This is a genomic window from Streptomyces mutabilis (assembly GCF_046628145.1).
Classification (GTDB): domain Bacteria; phylum Actinomycetota; class Actinomycetes; order Streptomycetales; family Streptomycetaceae; genus Streptomyces; species Streptomyces mutabilis.
The window spans coordinates 1,113,426-1,133,318 of the sequence record NZ_CP176874.1; the positions used below are offsets into that span (position 1 = coordinate 1,113,426).

Below are 19,893 nucleotides of genomic sequence, written 5' to 3' on the forward strand. Positions count from 1 at the left end.
GAGGAATACGTCATCGCTGCGCAGACCGCTCTCCTGGCAACTCCCTCCGAGATCTCCGAACTCGCCCGCTGCTGTGCCGTTTTCCTGCCCGCTGATCCCGCCCGCGCCGGCAGGGTCGCCTTCTGGCGACCCGACGGCGAGACCCCCCTCGCCCTCTCGTCGGGCTCGATGGAGGACCTGACGGTCGCGCTGCCCGACGGCGACGGAACGGGACCGGCGAGTGTGCCCGCCCTGCTGCTGCCGGTGAGGGTGGCCCTGCCCGTCCTCACGCGCGCGCGTTCCCACGACGACGGGCACCGGGCGACCGTGTTCTGGGGTGCGGCGGCTCTCGAGGCCCTGCATCTCGTGGCGCGCGGGCTGCTGCTGCCCGGTCTGTCGGCGACCGACCACGACGCCTGGCGTGCGGGGCCGCTGGGGGTGGAGGAGACCGAGCGAGTGCGCCACCTGGCCGCCGCCATGCCGCCCGAGGCGCACGCCGTTCCCATCGACGGCGTCGATCCCCTGCGGCTGCCCGACCCGGAACGGCTGGTCCGCGACTTCTTGGACTCGGTCGCCGACACGCTGCCCCGCTCCCCCGCCGCCGAGTGGGTGACGGCCGGACCCGCGTACGCCTCGCCGGAACCGCAGCGGGTGCCCGGGCTCCGCGCGTGGACCGCCGATGTCGCCGCCGGCCACGACATGGGAGTCCGGCTGTCCCTGCGTGTCGAGGTGCGGGGACTCACGGCCGCGGTGTCCCCGGACACCCGACCGGCGTTCCGAGCCGTGCTCCAGGTGCACAGCGTGAGCGATCCCGCGCTCGTGGCGGACGCCTCCGAGGTGTGGTCGGGCGCCGTGGGCGACGCGTTCGGCACCGGCGCGCGGATGGACGCCCTGCTCGCGCTGCGCCGTGCGGCCCGGGCCTGGCCCGCGCTGACGCCGCTGCTGTCGGCCGCCGTACCGGACGCTGTCGAACTCGCCGACGAAGAGCTCACCGAACTCCTGGGGGCCGGCTCCCGGGCACTCGCCGGCGCGGGAGTCGACGTGCACTGGCCGCGGGAGCTGGCCCGTGACCTGACCAGCCGCGCGGAGGTGGGACCTGCTGACGGCGAGACGACGCCGGGCACGGCCTCGTCGGACGCCGGCCCGTCGTTCCTGTCCGCCGACGCGCTGCTCGCCTTCGACTGGTCGTTCGCCCTGGGCGACGAACGGCTCACGCGCGAGGAGCTGGATGTGCTCGCCGAGGCCAACCGGCCCGTGGTGCGCCTGCGCGACCAGTGGGTGCTCGTCGACCCCGAGGAGGTCCGGCGCGCCCGCACGCGGCAGGACCGGAAGGTCACGCCCGTCGACGCGCTCGCCGCCGCCCTGACGGGCTCCACGGAGGTGGACGGCAGCCGCGTCGAGGTACGCGCCACGGGATGGCTGGCGGCGCTGCGGGAACGGCTCACCGACCCCGAGGCGCAGGACGCCGTCGCGCAACCCGCCGGCCTCGACGCCACTCTGCGCGACTACCAGCGCCGGGGACTCGACTGGCTGGTGCGCATGACGTCACTGGGCCTGGGCTGCTGCCTCGCCGACGACATGGGCCTCGGCAAGACCATCACGCTGATCGCCCTGCACCTGCACCGGCAGACCGACGCGTCGACCGCCGGGCCCACCCTGGTGGTCTGCCCGACCTCCCTGATGGGCAACTGGCAGCGCGAGATCGAACGGTTCGCGCCCGGAACTCCGGTGCGCCGCTTCCACGGTACGAGGCGGGACCTGGACGATCTCACGGCCGGCGACTTCGTGCTCACCACCTACGGCACCATGCGCCTGGACACCGACCGGCTTTCCGCCGTGCCCTGGGGACTGGTCGTGGCCGACGAGGCCCAGCACGTGAAGAACCCGTACTCGGAAACCGCGCGGCAGTTGCGTTCCATCGGCGCACGCGCGCGCGTGGCGCTCACCGGCACCCCGGTGGAGAACAACCTCTCGGAACTGTGGGCAGTCCTCGACTGGGCCACTCCCGGCCTCCTGGGCCGGCTCGGCACCTTCCGCAGGCACTACGCACAGGCCGTCGAGGGCGGTCAGGACCCGGCGGCGGCGGAGCGGCTGGCGCGCCTCGTACGGCCGTTCCTGCTGCGTCGCCGCAAGTCGGACCCGGGGATCGCTCCGGAGCTGCCGCCGAAGACCGAGACAGACCATCCGGTGTCGTTGACCGCGGAACAGGCGGGCCTCTACGAAGCGGTGGTGCGCGAGGCGCTGGCGGAGATCGCCGGGGCGGACAGCATGGCGCGCCGCGGCATGATCGTGAAACTCCTGACCGGCCTCAAGCAGATCTGCAACCATCCGGCGCAGTTCCTCAAGGAGGAACGGCCGAGGATCACCGGCCGTTCGGGGAAGCTGGAGCTGCTGGACGAACTGTTCGGGACGATCCTCGCCGAAGGGGCCAGTGTCCTGGTCTTCACGCAGTACGTGCAGATGGCCCGGCTCCTCGAACAGCATCTGGCCTCCCGTGGCGTGGCCTCGCTGTTCCTGCACGGCGGTACGTCCGTCACGGCCCGGGAGTCGATGGTGCGGCGGTTCCAGGACGGCGAGGTCCCGGTGTTCCTGCTGTCGTTGAAGGCGGCGGGCACCGGACTGAACCTCACGCGCGCGGAGCACGTCGTGCACTACGACCGTTGGTGGAACCCGGCCGTGGAGGCGCAGGCCACCGACCGCGCCTACCGCATCGGCCAGACACGCCCGGTGCAGGTGCACCGCCTGGTCGCCGAGGGGACCATCGAGGACCGCATCGCGGCCCTGCTGCACCGCAAACGGGAACTGGCCGACGCGGTCCTGGGCACGGGCGAGGCGGCGCTCACGGAGCTGACGGACGCGGAACTGGCCGATCTGGTCGAGCTGCGAGGGGGTACGGGATGACCCGGTACGACGACGACACGGAACGGACGTTCGCCGCGCTGCCGCCGGCGCACGGCAGGGGTTTCGCGCAGACCTGGTGGGGCCTTGCCTGGCTGAAGGCGCTGGAGGACGCGGCGCTCGACGCCTCGCAGGTGAAGACGGGCCGTCGGCTCGCGCGCGCGGGAGCGGTCGGCGCGGTGTCGGTGCGACCGGGGCGCATCACCGCGGTCGTCCAGGACCGCGACCGTACGGCGCACCGGGCCGACGTCCTGCTGGAGAGGCTGTCCGACGCCCAGTGGGACCGTTTCGTCGACCTGGCGATCGAGCGGTCCGGGCACGTCGCGGCGCTGCTGGACCGTGAGATGCCGCCGCACCTCGTGGAGGACGCCGCGACCGCCGGCATCGACCTGCTGCCGGGCCTGGGCGACCTGGAGCCGGAGTGCGACTGCGGCGCCTGGGACCACTGCGGGCACACTGCTGCGCTCTGCTACCAGGTCGCCAGGTTGCTGGACCAGGACCCGTTCGTGCTGCTGCTGATGCGGGGACGCGCGGAGAGCGCCGTACTCGACGCCCTCCAGTCTCACGGCGGCGCGCCCGGGGAGGAGGGCACCCGCCGTCCGGACGGCGTGGACGCCGCCGAGGCGTACGCGGCAGGGCACGTACTGCCCCCGCTGCCCGCCCTGCCCGGTCTCCCGGAGGGGCCGGGGGCACCGCCGTCCCTGGACACCGAGACGGCGGCTCCGCCGGACGTCGACCCGGCCGCCCTGAGCTTCCTGGCGGCCCGGGCCGCGGCGGAGGCGCACCGTCTGCTCGCCGAGGCCCTGCGCGGTGGGCACGGCCGGCAGGCCGTGCCCAGTGACCCGGACGCCGCCCGGGACGCCGTGCGCCTGGCCGCGGGCGATCCGGACCCGGACGTGTTGCGCCGGCTCGGCGTCGGTTCGGGCCGTACCGAAGAGTCCTTGGCCGTCGCCGTGTCCGCGTGGCGGCTCGGGGGCGAGGCCGCCCTGTCCGTGCTCGAGGAGGAGTGGACGGTGGAGGGCGACACGCTCGCACGCGCGCGTGCGGCTCTCGAGTCGGCCTGGGACGAGGACGAGCGGCCGTCGTTGCGGGCACGGGGCAACCGCTGGACCGTCGTCGGCGCACCGCACCAGCTCCGCCTGGACCACGAGGGCCGCTGGTGGCCGTACCGCGAGGAGCGCGGCCGTTGGGTGCCCACGGGAGGTGCGGCCCAGGATCCGGCGACGGCCCTGGCATCGGCGGCACTGGCGGCCGGGGACGAGCCCTGAGGAGCGGGTCGCGGCGCCGGTGAGGCGGATGCCAGGGACCCGAGCCGGGAACGTACTCACGACCGCCGCACGGGCACCTGGAACGCCGACGGCTCCGGCCCCGTCCGTCGACCGGAGGGAGCCGGAGCCGTCACCCGAGAGCGGACCGCTCAGTGGGTGCCTGAGCAGGTGTCTCAGCGGGCGCCGAGGAGGTGGTCCATGGCGAGCTGGTCCAGGTGCTCGAAGGCCATGCCCCGCGCGGCGGCCGCGTCCACGTCGAAGGTGTCGTAGGCGGTCGGGTCGGCGAGCAGGGCCGCGAGGCCGTCCTCGGCGGTCGGACGGGCCAGCTCGTCCAGCCGGGCCGCCGCGAGGGCCTCCTGCACCTGCGGGTCGGCGCGGAAGGCGGCCGCGCGGTCCTTGAGGATCAGGTAGTTGCGCATGCAGCCGGCCGCCGACGCCCACACCCCGTCGAGGTCCTCGGTCCGCGGCGGCTTGAAGTCGAAGTGCCGCGGACCGGCGTACCCGGCCCTCTCCAGCAGGTCGACGAGCCAGAACGCGGCCCGCAGGTCGCCCGCGCCGAAGCGCAGGTCCTGGTCGTACTTGATGCCCGACTGGCCGTTGAGGTCGATGTGGAACAGCTTGCCCGCCCACAGCGCCTGCGCGATCCCGTGCGGGAAGTTCAGTCCGGCCATCTGCTCGTGGCCGACCTCGGGGTTCACGCCGTACAGCTCCGGCCGCTCCAGCCGCTCGATGAACGCCAGCGCGTGCCCCACCGTCGGCAGCAGGATGTCGCCGCGCGGCTCGTTCGGCTTGGGCTCGATCGCGAACTTCAGGTCGTAGCCCTGCTCGGTGACGTACTCGCCCAGCAGGTCGAAGGCCTCCTTCATCCGGTCGAGCGCGTCCCGCACGTCCTTGGCCGCACCGGACTCCGCGCCCTCACGGCCGCCCCAGGCGACGTACACACTCGCGCCCAGCTCCACCGCGAGATCGATGTTGCGGATCGTCTTGCGCAGTGCGTACCGGCGCACGTCCCGGTCGTTCGCGGTGAACGCGCCGTCCTTGAACACCGGGTGCGTGAACAGGTTCGTGGTCGCCATCGGCACCTTCATGCCGGTCGCGTCCAGCGCCTGCCGGAAGCGCTTGATGTGCCCCTCGCGCTCGGTGTCGTCCGATCCGAAGGGGATCAGGTCGTCGTCGTGGAAGGTGACCCCGTACGCGCCCAGTTCGGCCAGGCGGCGCACCGACTCCGCCGGGTCCAGCGCCCGCCGGGTGGCATCGCCGAAGGGATCCCGGCCCTGCCAGCCGACCGTCCACAAACCGAACGTGAACCTGTCCTCGGGAGTGGGCTGATAGTTCATTCCGCGGCTCCTCACTCGCTGCCGATCACTCGCTGCCGACTATTTCGTCATGGCGCTTTACAAATTAGTATGCACACACGTTCCTGGGAAGGGACAAGGTGTCCCCGAAGGAGTGATGTCCGGACCGCACCGGCCGGTGAACCGCGAAACCCCAGGTCGGCCGGGGCCCGTTCGGGCGGGCCCGGGAAGTCCCGGCAGCCCAGTAGTCCAGTCAGATCCCCGCAGAGAGCCGCGGAAGAGGGAGAAGCCCGATGTCAGCAGCCGAGGGACCGCTCGTCGTCGGCGTGGACACGTCCACCCAGTCCACGAAGGCGCTGGTCGTCGACGCGGCCACCGGCCAGGTCGTCGCGAGCGGCCAGGCACCCCACACGGTGTCCTCAGGAGCCGGCCGCGAGAGCGACCCACGCCAGTGGTGGGACGCGCTGCGCGAGGCGCTGCACCAGTGCGGGGACGCCGCGCGGGAGGCCGCCGCGGTGTCGATCGGCGGTCAGCAGCACGGCCTCGTCACGCTCGACGCCCAGGGCGAGCCGGTACGTCCGGCCCTCTTGTGGAACGACGTGCGCTCGGCCCCCCAGGCCCGCCGTCTGATCGAGGAGCTGGGCGGCCCCAAGAGCTGGGCGGAGCGCACGGGCAGCGTGCCCGGTGTCTCGTTCACGGTCACCAAGTGGGCCTGGCTGACCGAACACGAACCGGAGGCGGTTCGCGCGGCGAAGGCCGTACGGCTCCCCCACGACTACCTCACCGAACGGCTCACCGGCGAGGGGACCACGGACCGCGGTGACGCGTCCGGCACCGGCTGGTGGGCGGCCGGCACGGAGGCCTACGACGAGGAGATCCTCGCGCGCGTGGGGCTCGATCCGGCGTTGCTGCCCCGTCTGGTCCGGCCCGGCGAGGTGGCCGGGACCGTCCGCGACGGCCACGGCCTGCCGTTCTCCAAGGGCACCCTCGTCGCCGCCGGCACCGGCGACAACGCGGCCGCCGCGCTGGGTCTGGGGCTGCGTCCGGGTGTGCCGGTGATGAGCCTGGGCACCTCGGGCACCGTGTACGCCGTGTCGCAGCACAGGCCCGCCGACCCGACGGGCACCGTGGCGGGATTCGCCGACGCGCGCGGCGACTGGCTGCCGCTGGCCTGCACCCTCAACTGCACGCTCGCCGTCGACCGCGTCGCGGCCCTGCTGGGCCTGGACCGGGAGGCCGTCGAGCCCGGCACGGATGTCACGCTCCTCCCCTACCTGGACGGCGAGCGCACGCCGAACCTGCCGCACTCCTCAGGCCTCCTGCACGGGTTGCGCCACGACACGACGGCCGGCCAGCTGCTCCAGGCCGCCTACGACGGCGCCGTCCACTCGCTGCTCGGCGCGCTCGAACTGGTCCTGGACGCCGACGCCGACCCGACCGCGCCGCTGCTGCTGATCGGCGGCGGTGCCCGCGGGACCGCCTGGCAGCAGACCGTACGGCGGCTGTCGGGGCGACCGGTGCAGATTCCCGAGGCCAGGGAACTGGTCGCGCTCGGCGCCGCGGCACAGGCGGCCGGCCTGCTGACCGGCGAGGACGCGGCGGCGGTCGCCCGTCGTTGGAAGACGTCCGCCGGGCCGGTGCTGGACGCCGTGGAACGGGACGAAGCGGCGCTGACCAGGATCTCCGGGGTACTCTCCGACGCGGCACCCCTGCTGGAGCGGAGCGCGGGCTCCAGCTGAGGACGCACCGGGCGATGTCGCCGACGGGCACCGTCACGGGGCGTTCCTGGCGGGATGTCACCGGACGGAGCCACCGGAGGCTCGGTGGCGGATCCGACGGCCGGTGACTTCCGGAGGGCATCCCCGGACAGGGTGCCGCCGGCATCGCCCGTCGGCGTCCGGGGACGTGCGCACGGGGGCGCTTTCGGGCACCGACGGCCGGCCGGAGACCACCGCGCTCCTCGCCGGCCCGGCGCCGGCGGGCGTGTGACCGAGACCGGAGACCGAGAGACCGACCAAGGACTGACGGAGGCATGACCGCACCGCCGCACGAAGCCCACGGCCACCCGGCCCGTCCCGGGCGCGCACTGCCGGACACCCAGCAGGGCATGCGCCGGCGCAACCTCGCCCGGGTGATGCACACCGTCAGCGCGGAGGGACCGCTGTCGCGGGCAGCCGTGGCCTCCCGGATCGGGCTCACCCGTGCGGCTGTGTCGACCCTCGTGGACGAACTCATCCGCACCGGCCTGCTGGAGGAGCTGGGCCCCGAGCGCCCCGGCCGGGTCGGGCGGCCCGGATCCGCACTCGCCGTCAGCGGGAAGGGTCCGGCCGGCATCGGGGCGGAGGTCGGCGTGGACCACCTCGCCGTCTGCGCGGTGGACCTGCGTGGCCGGCTGCGGTCGCGCGTGGTGCGCCACGGCAGCAACCGGGGCCGCTCACCGGAGCCGGTGATCGGACAGCTCAACGACCTGGTGCGGCAGGTCGTGTCCGAGGCCGAGGCCGAGGGGCTGTGGCCGGCGGGGCTCGCGATGGCCGTACCCGGTCTCGTCGCGCGGGACGCCCGCACCGTCGTTCACGCCCCGAACCTGGACTGGCACGACACGGACCTGGGGCGGCTGCTGCCGGAGAACCTGCCGCTGACCGTGGACAACGAGGCCAACTTCGGCGCGCTCGCCGAACTCTGGCTCGGAGACGGCACCCCGCGGGACTTCCTGCACGTCTCGGCCGAGATCGGTATCGGTGCCGCCGTCGTCGTCGACGGGCGGCTGCTGCGCGGCACCCGCGGCTTCGCCGGCGAGTTGGGCCACGTGCCCGTCCGGCCCGACGGGCCGGCGTGCGCCTGCGGCGGACGGGGGTGTCTGGAGCAGTACGCCGGTGAGAAGGCGGTCCTGCGCGCGGCCGGCCTGGAGCCGGGCGAGGATCGTGTGGGAATGCTCGCGGGACGTGCGGCGGAGGGGGACGAGGCCGTCCGTCGTGCCCTGCGCGAGGCGGGCACGGCACTCGGCATCGCGCTGACCGGTGCGGTCAACCTGCTGGATCCCGAGAGCGTGGTGCTGGGCGGAGCGCTGGCCGGGCTGGCCCCCTGGCTGCTGCCGTCGTTGCGGGACGAACTGACCCGTCGCACGGCCGGCCCGGCCTGCCCGGTCTCCGTGTCGGAGCTCGGCTCGCGGGGACCGCTGCTGGGTGCCGCCCACTCGGTGGTGCGGGCCGTCCTGGACGATCCGGCGGTGGTGGCGGAGCGGGCCTGAGCCCGAGCGGAGAAGCACTCCCGCCCCCGATCGCGGAGCACTCCTGACCCCCTGCCAGGCCACACCCCGCCCTCTCGCTCCCACCCTCTCGTCACTCGATCGAGTGAGCACGATGTCCACAAGGCCGTGGCTGTCCACGGAACGGCGCGGCGCCCTTCTGCGCAACCCCCGCTCCCCGTACGGTGATTCGCGCGGACGCACCCGGCCCAGCGGGCGGCGGACGTCCGCACCGACCTCCTCTCCGTCTCAGCGGACGTCGCGCGTCGAACACCCCCCACCGGGCCCCAGGGGCCCACTGACGAAAGGGCAGTCCATGGAAAGGGACAGGACAGCACCCGTAACGACCAGGCGGCGGCTGCTTCAGGGCGCCGCGCTCGCCGCCGTCCCGTTCGCCCTGCTCCCCGGCACCAGCGCCGCCGCGCAGTCCCGCACCGGTGCACGGCCCGGCGCGGGCGCCGGCGCGGGGTCCGGGTCCGGCCCACGGCTCGGACCCGGCGCAGGGCGCCGTGCCGTCGACTACCCCACCGTCGAATGGCAGCCGGCGAGCGCCTCCAACTACTCCCGGTCGAACCGCCCCACGTCCTACCCCGTCGACTACGTCGTCGTCCACGTCACGCAGGAGACGTACGCCGACACCCTCTCCATCTTCCGCGACCCGGCCAAGCAGGTCTCGGCGCACTACGTCGTCCGGTCGTCGGACGGGCACGTGGCCCAGTGCGTCCGTGAGACGGACATCGCCTGGCACGCGGGGAACTGGGACTACAACACCCGCAGCATCGGCATCGAGCACGAGGGGTGGGTGGACCGGCCCGAGTACTTCACGGACGCCATGTACCAGCAGTCGGCCCGGCTCACCGCGGCGATCTGCACCACGTACGGCATCCCCAAGGACCGCGAGCACATCATCGCGCATCACGAGGTACCGGGCAGCGACCACACGGACCCGGGTCCGCTGTGGGACTGGACCCGCTACATCAGACTGGTCAACTTCGCCTGATCCGCGGCCGACTGACGCCGGAAGGCCACATTCGGGTGATCCGACCGGTCGAAGAGGTTGTCCGCGCGTATCCGCGGAGTGACGATGGCCCCGTCTCAACACCGTCCGGGGAGGCCGAGTTGACTGATTCATGGCTGGCTCTGGAACCGGGGGCCGACCCCGTCGAGCGCGCGCGGACACTGCGGCGCGCGCACGATGCCTTCACCGAGGCGGGTACGGTGCCGCAGCCCGTGCGCCCCGTGGTGGCGGAGTCCTGGCGACGCTCGGTCCGGGCGGGCGTCGGCCCGGACGGTACGGCGAGCGTGGAGCTCATGGACGACGATCTGGGCGCCTACCGGGCCGAACACCCGCTGGCGCGGGTGATGCCACTGATCCGGGAGCTTCTCGGCACCTTCGCCGCCGACGGCGAGCACTTGCTCGCCGTCTGCGACGCGCACGGCAGACTGCTGTGGGTCGAGGGGCACCCGGCCACCCGGCGCCGCGCGGACCGGATGAACTTCGTGCCGGGCGCCCGGTGGGCGGAGTCCGCGGTGGGGACGAACGCCCCGGGCACGGCGGTGGCCGTCGGCCGGCCGGTCCAGGTCTTCACGGCCGAGCACTTCATCCGGCGGGTCCAGCCGTGGACGTGCGCGGCGGCTCCGGTGCACGATCCCCGCACCGGTCGGGTACTCGGCGCGGTGGACATCACCGGCGGGGACGGCCTGGCGCATCCGCACAGTCTGGGCTTCGTCCAGGCGGTCGCGCGTGCCGCCGAGTCGCAACTGGCGCTGCTCGCCCCCCGGTCGTCCGCCGCCGAGGCGGCCGAGCTGACCGCGTTGGGCCGTGACGAGGCCCTGCTGAGCGCGGACGGTCGCGGTGTACGGCTGAGCCGGCGACACAGCGAGATCGTCGTGCTCCTGGCCCACCACCCGGAAGGCCTGACGGGCGACGAGCTGCTGTGCGCGCTGTACGAGGACGAGGCGGTGCCCCCGGTGACCTTGCGCGCCGAGCTGGCCCGGCTGCGCGGCATCCTGGGCCCCGGTCGGCTGGTGTCGCGGCCCTACCGGCTGACGATGCCCGTCGAGTCCGACGCAGCGGTGGTCGAGCGTCGTCTGCGGGCCGGTGCCGTCGCGGCGGCCGCGACGGCGTACGCCGGTCCGCTGCTGCCCGGCTCCCGGGCCCCGGCGGTCGCACGGCTCAGACGCCGGCTCGCCGACGGGCTGCGTGCCGCCCTCATCGCCTGCGGCGATCCCGACCTGCTGGCCGACTGGGCACACGCGCCGTGGGGCGAGGACGACCTCGACGTCTGGCGCGCCCTGGCCGCGGTCCGGCCGACGGCTGCGGCTCGGTCCCGGCTCGCCGCGCTGGAGTCCGAACTGGCGGCGCCGGGAGGGTGGTGACCGCCCGGCGGCACATGGCGGTCCGGAACGGATCGGCGGCCACCGCCCACGCAACCTCTGTGCAACGTCGCGGTGCCTAGCCTCGCGCGCAGAGCTGTCCAACGGCGGGCAGCACTCGACGAGGGAGGCAGACAGGATGACCCGTTACGCGGCGCCCGGCACCGAGGGCGCGATCGTCTCCTACCAGTCGCGTTACGACCACTTCATCGGTGGCGAGTACGTGCCGCCGATGCGCGGGCAGTACTTCGAGAACCCGTCGCCGGTGAACGGTCAGCCGTTCACCGAGGTCGCGCGCGGTACGGCGGAGGACGTGGAGCGGGCGCTCGACGCGGCGCACGAGGCCGCCCCGGGCTGGGCCCGGACCTCGGTGACGGAGCGCTCCGACATCCTGCTGAAGATCGCCGACCGCATGGAGGCGAACCTGGAACGCCTGGCGGTCGCCGAGAGCTGGGAGAACGGCAAGCCGGTACGCGAGACGCTGGCGGCCGACATCCCGCTCGCCATCGACCACTTCCGCTACTTCGCGGGCGCGATCCGTGCGCAGGAGGGCTCGCTCGGTGAGGTCGACGACGACACCGTGGCGTACCACTTCCACGAGCCGCTGGGTGTGGTCGCACAGATCATTCCGTGGAACTTCCCGATCCTGATGGCGACCTGGAAGCTCGCTCCCGCGCTGGCCGCCGGCAACGCGGTGGTCCTGAAGCCCGCCGAGCAGACTCCGGCCTCGATCCACTACTGGCTGAGCCTGGTCTCGGACCTGCTGCCGCCCGGCGTCCTGAACGTCGTCAACGGCTTCGGCGTGGAGGCGGGCAAACCGCTGGCCTCCAGCCCTCGGGTGGCGAAGGTGGCCTTCACCGGGGAGACCACCACCGGGCGGCTGATCATGCAGTACGCCTCGGAGAACATCAAGCCGGTCACGCTGGAGCTCGGCGGCAAGTCGCCCAACATCTTCTTCGACGACGTCTGGGCCCGGGACGACGACTTCCGGGACAAGGCGCTGGAGGGCTTCACGATGTTCGCCCTCAACCAGGGCGAGGTGTGCACCTGCCCGTCCCGGGCGCTGATCCAGCGCGGCAACTACGCCGACTTCATGGAGGCCGCCGTCGCCCGCACCGAGCTGATCAAGCCGGGACACCCCCTGGACACCGACACCATGATCGGCGCGCAGGCGTCCAACGACCAGCTGGAGAAGATCCTCTCCTACCTCGACATCGGCCGTCAGGAGGGCGCCAGGGTACTCACCGGCGGCGAACGCATCGAGCACGAGGGAGAACTGAAGGGCGGCTACTACGTCCAGCCGACGGTCTTCGAGGGCAACAACCGCATGCGGATCTTCCAGGAGGAGATCTTCGGCCCGGTCGTGTCGGTCACGTCCTTCGACGACTTCGACGACGCGATGAAGATCGCCAACGACACCCTGTACGGTCTCGGCGCCGGTGTGTGGACCCGCGACATGAACACCGCCTACCGCGCGGGCCGCGCGATCCAGGCCGGCCGCGTCTGGACCAACTGCTACCACGCCTACCCGGCGCATGCCGCCTTCGGCGGCTACAAGCAGTCGGGGATCGGCCGGGAGAACCACAAGATGATGCTGGAGCACTACCAGCAGACGAAGAACCTGCTGGTGTCGTACTCGCCGAAGAAGCTGGGCTTCTTCTAGGACCCAGGCAAGGGCGCCTGACCAGGCAAGTCGCCCGGCAGGCGCCCCTGTCACACTGGCCCTGGGCCGCGAAGCGGCATTCGACCTTGCTCCTGACCTGTCCCACCGGTCATGGTCGGTCCGCCCGGTACGGCCTCGTGAAGTCCGTTCACGTCTTCCCCCACGCCTCGACCTGAGGCCGCAACAGCTCAGTATCCCCAGCTGGCGTAAACGGTGACGTTCTTGCCGTTGTCCCTGGCTCCCACGCACACGTCACGCCAGTCGAGCAGCCAGCCGCTGGAGCGGCAGCTCTCCTGCTGGAGGCCCAGTTCGCGGATGATCTCCGGGCGGGACAGGCCGTCCTCGCTGGTGACCGTTGCGGCACGCCAGCAGCCGCCGGAACCGCAGCTGGTGCCTTCGTCAACCATGCTGATGCCCGGCGGCAATGAGGGGAGGGCCTTGGACGGCGGGGCGTCCGAGCCTTCGCTGAGCATCAACGCGTACAGGAGGCCGACCACGAGAGTGAGGGCGAACTGCGTCCCCAGAAAGCCGATCGCTCGGTCGCGGCGGGACCTCCATCGCGGGGGAGGAGAGTTCTCGTGCCGTCCTTCCAGTCCCGCGCCGCAGGCGATGAGCAGGGGCGCGAGAGCCGTGAACACGAGATGGGCGTCGGGCCCGGGGGCGTCGATCCAGCCCTGCTGGACACTGATCAGCAGACAGGCTCCGGCGAGCAGCGTGCCGCCGATCGCGAGCCCGACGGGGCGGGTGCGGGCGATCGTCATCCAGACGACGGCAGGCGCGACGGCGAAGAGTATCCCCAGGGTGACCAGCATGTACGGGGGGACGTTCGGCCCGAGCGCCCGGTTCCACCCGGCCGAGGCTCACCTCGAGCCTCCGGACCGGTCGTCCACGCCGTGAGTGCGGCGAAGTCGTCGTCGCCGAAGTCGCACGCCGCTTCGAGCGGGTCGTCGTCCGGATGCCTGCCGCCCCTTGAACTCCGGGGCGCGGGTGCGCGAGAGCCACGTGTGGCTCATGTCCCCACCGCGTCGGTCATGCGGCCGCCGACCCGGGCCGCCGTCTCCCTCAGCCAGATGTGGGCCGCGTCGTGGGTGTGCACCGGGTGCCACCACAGCGCCTCCCGCAGAGGTACCGCCTCGTAGGGAGGCTCGACCACGCGTACGGCGGCGAGCGGGGCGAGGAGCCGGGCGAGACGGGCCTGGATCAGGGCGATGCGCCGGGTTCCGCTGACCAGCAGCGGCATGATCTGGAAGCTGTCGACGGAGACCTCGACGCGCGGCTCGATGCCCAGCATGCCGAGCTGGCGGACGGCCGGGGCGTCATAGGTGCGCTGGTAGGTGACCCAGGGCAGCCGGGCCAGGTCCTCCTGGGTCAGCCGGTCGTCGACGCTCGGGTGGTCCTCGGCGACGAGGAAGACCCACCGGTCCTGGTAGAGGTCGGTGGCCGGGAAGTCGCTGATGACGCCGTGCGGCATGAGCAGGCCGTCGGTGGTGCTCAGCAGGGTGTCCGTCGCGTCCACCACGGTGTTCGGCGTCTGCGCGAAGCGCAGTCGGATGCCGGGGGCCTCCCGGTGCACCATCCGGGCGAGTTCGGCACCGAAGACGGCGACCGCGTAGTCGGACGCCACGAGCTTGAACTCACGGCTCTCCTTGGCCGGGTCGAAGTCCGCCTGGCTGGCGAAGAGGCGTTCCAGCAGGTCGTACGCGGTGTTGGCGCGGTCGAGGAGAACCTGTCCGAGGGCGGTGAGTTCGTAGTGGCCGCCGACACGGGCCAGCAGGTCGTCGTCGAAGTGCCTGCGCAGCCGCGAGAGCGCCGCGCTCATCGCCGGCTGGCTGAGGCCGACGCGCTGCCCGGCACGGGTCACGTTGCGCTCTTCCAGCAGAGCGCGCAGGGCGACGACGAGGTTGAGGTCCAGGCGACTGAGATTCACGGCGATTTCCCTAGCTGTCCGGCGGCGACCTGCGGAAATTCGTGTGCTGGATGACTGTCATCCACGGAATCTATTTCCCTGATCGCTGGTGGCGGGTCCAGATTAGTGGCACCGCAATCAGGAGGACATGTCCGTGAAACCTGAAGCCGCGTCCGCCCTCTTCGCCGGACCCTTCGCCCTCGCCACCCTTTCCGCCCCCGAGGGGGCCGCCTTCCCCGCTCTCGTCACCCCTGACGCCCAGGTGATCGACCTGCGACTCGCCCTGGGCGACGCCGGCCTGACCATGCGAGGGGTGCTGGACGACTGGGACTCGGTGATGCCGCGGCTGACGGCGCTGGCCGGCGACGGCGCTCCGCGGCGCGCGCCGCTGGCGGACTTCCGGGTGCACGCACCGGTCGAGCCGCGCCAGGTGTTCCAGTCCGGCGCCAACTACCGGCAGCACGTCATCGATCTGCACGTCGCGCACCGCGCCCCGGGGGACGACCGGCCCGAGGAGGAGCGGCGCGCGGAGGCGGCGGCCATCATGGACCGGCGGGCGGCCGAGGACCTGCCGTACGTGTTCATCGGGCTGCCGAGCGCGATCACCGGTCCCTACGACGACGTCGTGCTGCCGTCCTGGGCGAAGAAGCCCGACTGGGAGCTGGAACTGGCCGCGGTGATCGGCCGCCCGGCCCACCGGGTGTCCGTCAAGGAGGCCCTGGGCCACGTCGCCGGCTACACGATCGCCAACGACCTGACCGACCGCGCCACCGTCTTCCGCCGGGACATGCCGCAGATCGGGACCGACTGGCTGCGCAGCAAGAACGCGCCCGGTTTCACACCGCTGGGCCCGTGGATCGTGCCCGCCGCCTCGGTCTCGGACACGGGCGACCTGCGCCTGACGCTGAAGCTGAACGGCGAGACGATGCAGGACGAGTCGACCAAGGACATGATCTTCGACGTGGCGCGGATGGTCTCCTACGCCTCGCAGACCGCCCGCCTCCTGCCCGGTGACCTGGTACTCACCGGCTCCCCGGCGGGCAACGGCATGCACTGGGGCCGGCTGCTGCGCGACGGTGACGTCATGGACGGTTCCATCACCGGGCTCGGTGTCCAGCGCACGCGCTGCGTGGCGGAGGCGGCCCGATGACCCTGGACCGCACCGACCCCGAGGGGTCGATAGCCCGCGCCGCGAAGGCGTGCTCCAACTGGGGCCGGTGGGGCGAGGACGACGTCCTCGGCACCCTGAACTTCCTCGACGAGGCCAAGCGGCGCGAGGGTGCCGCACTCGTCCGACGGGGCGTCAGCTTCTCCCTGTCCCAGCGGTTCGACATGAACGGCCCGCAGAAGGGCTGGCGGCGCCGCACCAACCCGGTGCACACCATGCTCGACACCGGCACCGACGCGGCCCTCGGCAACCAGGGCTTCCCGCACGGCATCGGCGGTGCCGACGACGTCATCGCCATGCCGCTGCAGTGCTCAACCCAGTGGGACGGCCTCGGGCACATCTTCGACCACGGCAAGGCGTGGAACGGCCGCCCGGCCGAGAAGGTCGTCACCTCCGACGGCGACCTGGTCACCGGCATCGAGCACATGGCCCCGCATGTCGCCGGACGCGGGGTGCTCCTCGACGTCGGCCGGGTGATCGGCGAGAACGGTGAGCTGCCCGACGGCTTCGCGATCACCGGTGAGCACCTGACGGCCACCGCCGAGGCCCAGCAAGTGACCGTGGGGCGCGGCGACATCGTGCTGGTGCGCACCGGGCAGCTCACCCGCGTGCGCCGCGGCGACGGCTGGGGCGACTACGCAGGCGGCCCCGCGCCCGGTCTGTCGTTCACCTCGGCGGGTTGGCTGCACGGCACCGAGATCGCCGCGATCGCCACCGACACCTGGGGCTGCGAGGTCCGCCCGAACGAATTCGAGCACGCCTTCCAGCCGCTGCACCAGGTCGCCATCCCCCACATCGGGCTGCTGATCGGCGAGATGTGGGATCTGGACGCCCTCGCCGAGGACTGCGCGAGAGACGGCCGGTACGCCTTCTGGCTCGCCGCGGCGCCCCTGCCCATCACCGGTGCGGTCGGCTCGCCCGTCAACCCGATCGCGGTCAAGTAGACCGAGGAACGAAGGAGTTCTTCATGACCCAGCCCCGCACGGTTCTCGTCGTCGGTGGCGGCGCGGCCGGCAACGCCGTGACGATCCTGCTGCGCCGCGCCGGAATCGCCGTGGACCTGATCGAGGCCAAGGACGACTGGAACGCCACCGCCGGCTCGGGCATCACCCTCCAGGGCAACGCCCTGCGGGTACTGCGCGAACTCGGCGTGTGGGAGCAGGTGGAGGCGTCCGGATTCGGATTCGGCTCGGTCGGCATCACCGCCCCCGACGGCACCGTCCTGCACGCCCAGGACGACCTGCGCACCGGCGGCGAGGACCTGCCCGCCACCGTCGGCATGCAACGTCCGCGGCTCCAGCGGATCCTCATCGAAGCCGTGCGCGCCAGTGGCGCCACCGTCCGCCTGGGCACCACCGCCGAGATCCTGGACCAGGACGCCGACGGAGTCTCCGTACGCCTCAGCGACGGCACCGAGGCCCGCTACGACCTGATCGTCGCCGCCGACGGCCTCGGCTCCACCACCCGTGCCGCGATCGGCATCACCGACAAGCCCGAGCCCACGGGCATGGCCATCTGGCGGATCGCCGCCCCGCGCCCTGCGGGAGTCGTCCGCACCGACCTCGCCTACGGCGGCCCGGCGTACATCGCCGGGTACTGCCCCACCAGTGAGACGACGCTCTACGCCTACGTCGTCGAGGCCAACCGCGACAGAGCCTCCATACCACCCGAGTCGTACGCCGAGGAGATGCGGCGCCTGTCCTCCGCCTACGGCGGCCACTGGCCGGAGATCACCGAGCACATCACCGATCCGGCGAAGGTCAACTACACCTGGTTCGACCGGATGCTGGTCGAGGGTTCCTGGCACCGCGGCCGGGTCGTGCTGATCGGTGACGCCGCGCACTGCTGCCCGCCCACCCTCGCCCAGGGCGCCGCCCTGTCGCTGGAGGACGCGTGGGTGCTCGCCCAGATGCTGACCGGGACCGACGAGTGGGACGACGCGCTGTTCCAGGCGTACTACGAGCGGCGGATCGCCCGGGTCCGCCCGGTCGTGGAGGCGTCCGTGCAGATCGGTCAGTGGCAGCTCGACGGCGTACGGGACGCCGACGTGCCCGGCCTGATGGCCCGCACCATGACGATGCTCCGGGAGCTGCCGTGACCGCGCCGGAGCCCGGGACGCCCGCCCCCACCGTCGACGTGCACGCGCACGTCCTGCTGCCGGAGGTCGAGGCTCTCGTGGAGGGGGAGCGAGGCCTCGCCGCGGCCCGGGACCTGGACGCCCGCCGCAACGGCCCGGCCGCACTCGCCGTCAGCGGCCCCATGGTCCGCGAGCGCTTCCCCCGCCTGACGGACGTGACCGTGCGGCTGGCGGCGATGGACGCCCAGGGCGTGGACGTACAACTGGTCAGCCCCTCCCCCTCGCACTACCACTACTGGGCCGACGAGCCGACCGCCGTGAAGGTCTGCCTGCTGGCCAACGAGGCGACCGCCGCGCACTGTTCGGCGGCCCCCGACCGGCTGAGCGGACTGGGCCTGGTACCTCTCCAGCACCCGGCGCTCGCGGTCGACGCGCTCGACCACGCCCTCGCCCAGGGACTGCTCGGCGTGGAGATCTCCAGCCACGCCCCCGGTCGCGAACTCTCCGACCCGGCCTACGAGCCCCTGTGGACCCGGGCCGAGGAGACGGGCGCGCTGCTCTTCCTGCACCCCTTCGGCTGCACCCTCGACGAGCGCCTCGACCAGTGGTACCTGTCCAACACCGTCGGCCAGCCCACCGAGAACGCCGTCGCCCTCTCTCACCTGATCTTCTCCGGTGTCCTCGACCGGCACCCGAACCTGAAGCTGATCGCCGCGCACGGCGGCGGCTACCTGCCCACCCACATCGGCCGCAGCGACCACGCCTGGTCGGTCCGCTCCGACGCGGGCGCCGGCTGCGCCCACCCGCCCAGCAGCTACCTGAAACGGCTCTACTTCGACTCCCTCGTCCACGACCCGTGCGTCCTGCGCGAGTTGGTCCGGGTCGCGGGGGCCGACCGGGTGCTGCTCGGCTCCGACTTCCCCTTCGACATGGGCACCGAGGACCCGGTCGGCGCCCTGCGCGCCGCGCGGCTGTCCGAGGCCGACTTCCGAGCCGTCCGGGGCGGCAACGCCGCCGCCCTCCTGAGGAAGGACTGACACCATGAGCCCACGCCTGCTCACCCACCTGCGGCACGTCGACCTCGCCGTGCCCGACTACGCCAAGCAGCTCGACTTCTACGCCGGCGTCTGGGGCCTGACCAAGGTCACCGAGGATTCGGGCATCTCCTTCCTCGCCGCCGAAGGCTCCCCGGAGCAGTACGTCGTGCGGCTGCGCCGGGCCGAGGAGAAGCGCCTCGACCTCGTCTCCTACGGCGCCGCGTCCGCCGCCGACGTCGACACGCTCGCCGAGCGACTGCTCGCGGGGGGCGTGCAGCTGATCTCCCGGCCGGGCAGGATCGACACGCCGGGCGGCGGGTACGGCTTCCGGTTCTTCGACGTCGACGGACGCACCATCGAGGTCTCCGCCGACGTGGAGGTGCGGCAGCACCGCAAGATCGAGGAGAAGGAGTCCATCCCGGTCAAGCTCTCGCACGTCGTGCTCAACTCCCCCGACCTCAACAGGACCCGCGAGTGGTACGAGCGCCACCTCGGCTTCGCCCTCTCCGACACGCTCAGCTCGCCGCACATGGGCGAGGTCATGCACTTCATGCGGATCAGCAGCCAGCACCACTCGATGGCCATCGCCCAGGGCCCGCACACCGCCCTGCACCACATCTCCTTCGAGATGCGCGGCATCGACGAGTACATGCGCGGCTCCGGGCGCGTCATGCGGGCCGGGTTCAGGAAGATCTGGGGCCCCGGACGGCACATGGCGGGTGACAACACCTTCACGTACTTCCTCGACCCGCACGGCAACACCATCGAGTACACCACCGAGCTGGAGTGCCTGGACGAGGACACCTGGCACCCGCACGTCTACGACTTCTCGCGGCCCGAGGTCACCGACCAGTGGGGCACCGCCAACCCCATGAACGAACTGGTCGCCAAGGAGTCCTTCAACGACCCCGACCGCGGCGTCTTCATCGCCCCGCCGGTCTAGACCCGGACTCCGGGGACGCGGCGGCACGACCCCTGCCCT

General features: G+C 72.5%; 15 protein-coding genes. 12 read left to right on the forward strand and 3 right to left on the reverse strand.

The window, feature by feature from the left end:
- Nucleotides 1–168: 168 nt before the first annotated feature.
- Both ACLIN4_RS04720 and ACLIN4_RS04725 read left to right on the forward strand, forming a co-directional pair.
- A complete protein-coding gene (locus ACLIN4_RS04720) occupies nucleotides 169–2,880 on the forward strand; it encodes a DEAD/DEAH box helicase (protein WP_290012306.1) in 2,712 nt (903 codons plus the stop codon).
- Nucleotides 2,877–4,145 carry an SWF or SNF family helicase gene (locus tag ACLIN4_RS04725; RefSeq protein WP_411575527.1) on the forward strand — a complete coding sequence of 423 codons (1,269 nt, stop codon included), beginning with the start codon at nucleotides 2,877–2,879 and terminating at the stop codon, nucleotides 4,143–4,145. The genes ACLIN4_RS04720 and ACLIN4_RS04725 overlap by 4 nt, the downstream gene beginning before the upstream one ends.
- A gap of 173 nt (nucleotides 4,146–4,318) precedes the next feature.
- Here ACLIN4_RS04725 and xylA read toward each other — a convergent pair whose 3' ends face one another.
- Nucleotides 4,319–5,482: a xylose isomerase gene (gene xylA, locus ACLIN4_RS04730; RefSeq protein ID WP_100044867.1), complete on the reverse strand. Its 1,164-nt coding sequence runs from the start codon at nucleotides 5,480–5,482 to the stop codon at nucleotides 4,319–4,321.
- 251 nt (nucleotides 5,483–5,733) lie between these two features.
- Between xylA and xylB the strand changes: the two genes are divergently transcribed.
- The 5 genes from xylB (at nucleotide 5,734) to ACLIN4_RS04755 (ending at nucleotide 12,723) form a co-directional block, all read left to right on the forward strand.
- Nucleotides 5,734–7,179 carry a xylulokinase gene (gene xylB, locus ACLIN4_RS04735; protein ID WP_100044866.1) on the forward strand — a complete coding sequence of 482 codons (1,446 nt, stop codon included), beginning with the start codon at nucleotides 5,734–5,736 and terminating at the stop codon, nucleotides 7,177–7,179.
- Between the two features lie 293 nt (nucleotides 7,180–7,472).
- Nucleotides 7,473–8,687, forward strand: coding sequence for an ROK family transcriptional regulator (locus tag ACLIN4_RS04740; RefSeq protein ID WP_100044865.1), 1,215 nt, complete (start codon nucleotides 7,473–7,475; stop codon nucleotides 8,685–8,687).
- Nucleotides 8,688–9,000: 313 nt separating this feature from the next.
- On the forward strand, nucleotides 9,001–9,684 hold the full coding sequence (locus tag ACLIN4_RS04745; RefSeq protein WP_290012309.1) for an N-acetylmuramoyl-L-alanine amidase: 684 nt from the start codon (nucleotides 9,001–9,003) through the stop codon (nucleotides 9,682–9,684).
- 119 nt (nucleotides 9,685–9,803) lie between these two features.
- Nucleotides 9,804–11,063 carry a GAF domain-containing protein gene (locus tag ACLIN4_RS04750; protein WP_100044864.1) on the forward strand — a complete coding sequence of 420 codons (1,260 nt, stop codon included), beginning with the start codon at nucleotides 9,804–9,806 and terminating at the stop codon, nucleotides 11,061–11,063.
- A gap of 136 nt (nucleotides 11,064–11,199) precedes the next feature.
- Nucleotides 11,200–12,723: an aldehyde dehydrogenase family protein gene (locus ACLIN4_RS04755; protein WP_107479262.1), complete on the forward strand. Its 1,524-nt coding sequence runs from the start codon at nucleotides 11,200–11,202 to the stop codon at nucleotides 12,721–12,723.
- Between the two features lie 188 nt (nucleotides 12,724–12,911).
- Here ACLIN4_RS04755 and ACLIN4_RS04760 read toward each other — a convergent pair whose 3' ends face one another.
- Both ACLIN4_RS04760 and ACLIN4_RS04765 read right to left on the reverse strand, forming a co-directional pair.
- The gene (locus tag ACLIN4_RS04760; RefSeq protein ID WP_290012311.1) at nucleotides 12,912–13,535 is read right to left on the reverse strand and encodes a hypothetical protein; all 624 of its coding nucleotides are present in this window, start codon (nucleotides 13,533–13,535) and stop codon (nucleotides 12,912–12,914) included.
- A 197-nt stretch (nucleotides 13,536–13,732) separates the two neighbouring features.
- The gene (locus tag ACLIN4_RS04765; RefSeq protein ID WP_107479260.1) at nucleotides 13,733–14,650 is read right to left on the reverse strand and encodes a LysR family transcriptional regulator; all 918 of its coding nucleotides are present in this window, start codon (nucleotides 14,648–14,650) and stop codon (nucleotides 13,733–13,735) included.
- A 127-nt stretch (nucleotides 14,651–14,777) separates the two neighbouring features.
- Between ACLIN4_RS04765 and ACLIN4_RS04770 the strand changes: the two genes are divergently transcribed.
- The 5 genes from ACLIN4_RS04770 to ACLIN4_RS04790 are packed head-to-tail and all read left to right on the forward strand — an operon-like array spanning nucleotide 14,778 to nucleotide 19,854.
- Nucleotides 14,778–15,779, forward strand: a complete 1,002-nt coding sequence (locus ACLIN4_RS04770) for a fumarylacetoacetate hydrolase family protein (RefSeq protein WP_411575528.1) — start codon at nucleotides 14,778–14,780, stop codon at nucleotides 15,777–15,779.
- Nucleotides 15,776–16,741: a cyclase family protein gene (locus ACLIN4_RS04775; protein ID WP_307653162.1), complete on the forward strand. Its 966-nt coding sequence runs from the start codon at nucleotides 15,776–15,778 to the stop codon at nucleotides 16,739–16,741. The genes ACLIN4_RS04770 and ACLIN4_RS04775 overlap by 4 nt, the downstream gene beginning before the upstream one ends.
- Nucleotides 16,742–16,764: 23 nt before the next feature.
- A complete protein-coding gene (locus tag ACLIN4_RS04780) occupies nucleotides 16,765–17,895 on the forward strand; it encodes an FAD-dependent oxidoreductase (RefSeq protein ID WP_107479257.1) in 1,131 nt (376 codons plus the stop codon).
- Nucleotides 17,892–18,911, forward strand: coding sequence for an amidohydrolase family protein (locus ACLIN4_RS04785; RefSeq protein WP_290012312.1), 1,020 nt, complete (start codon nucleotides 17,892–17,894; stop codon nucleotides 18,909–18,911). The genes ACLIN4_RS04780 and ACLIN4_RS04785 overlap by 4 nt, the downstream gene beginning before the upstream one ends.
- A gap of 4 nt (nucleotides 18,912–18,915) precedes the next feature.
- The gene (locus ACLIN4_RS04790) at nucleotides 18,916–19,854 is read left to right on the forward strand and encodes a VOC family protein (RefSeq protein ID WP_411575529.1); all 939 of its coding nucleotides are present in this window, start codon (nucleotides 18,916–18,918) and stop codon (nucleotides 19,852–19,854) included.
- The last annotated feature ends 39 nt before the right edge of the window (nucleotides 19,855–19,893 follow it).

Bases quoted from the DNA above. Each gene is read 5' to 3' on its own strand.
- ACLIN4_RS04720 (WP_290012306.1), top strand. From the start codon at position 169: ATGGAGGACCTGACGGTCGCGCTGCCCGACGGCGACGGAACGGGACCG.
- ACLIN4_RS04725 (WP_411575527.1), top strand. From the start codon at position 2,877: ATGACCCGGTACGACGACGACACGGAACGGACGTTCGCCGCGCTGCCG.
- xylA (WP_100044867.1), bottom strand. From the start codon at position 5,482: ATGAACTATCAGCCCACTCCCGAGGACAGGTTCACGTTCGGTTTGTGG.
- xylB (WP_100044866.1), top strand. From the start codon at position 5,734: ATGTCAGCAGCCGAGGGACCGCTCGTCGTCGGCGTGGACACGTCCACC.
- ACLIN4_RS04740 (WP_100044865.1), top strand. From the start codon at position 7,473: ATGACCGCACCGCCGCACGAAGCCCACGGCCACCCGGCCCGTCCCGGG.
- ACLIN4_RS04745 (WP_290012309.1), top strand. From the start codon at position 9,001: ATGGAAAGGGACAGGACAGCACCCGTAACGACCAGGCGGCGGCTGCTT.
- ACLIN4_RS04755 (WP_107479262.1), top strand. From the start codon at position 11,200: ATGACCCGTTACGCGGCGCCCGGCACCGAGGGCGCGATCGTCTCCTAC.
- ACLIN4_RS04760 (WP_290012311.1), bottom strand. From the start codon at position 13,535: ATGCTGGTCACCCTGGGGATACTCTTCGCCGTCGCGCCTGCCGTCGTC.
- ACLIN4_RS04770 (WP_411575528.1), top strand. From the start codon at position 14,778: ATGTCCGTGAAACCTGAAGCCGCGTCCGCCCTCTTCGCCGGACCCTTC.
- ACLIN4_RS04775 (WP_307653162.1), top strand. From the start codon at position 15,776: ATGACCCTGGACCGCACCGACCCCGAGGGGTCGATAGCCCGCGCCGCG.
- ACLIN4_RS04780 (WP_107479257.1), top strand. From the start codon at position 16,765: ATGACCCAGCCCCGCACGGTTCTCGTCGTCGGTGGCGGCGCGGCCGGC.
- ACLIN4_RS04790 (WP_411575529.1), top strand. From the start codon at position 18,916: ATGAGCCCACGCCTGCTCACCCACCTGCGGCACGTCGACCTCGCCGTG.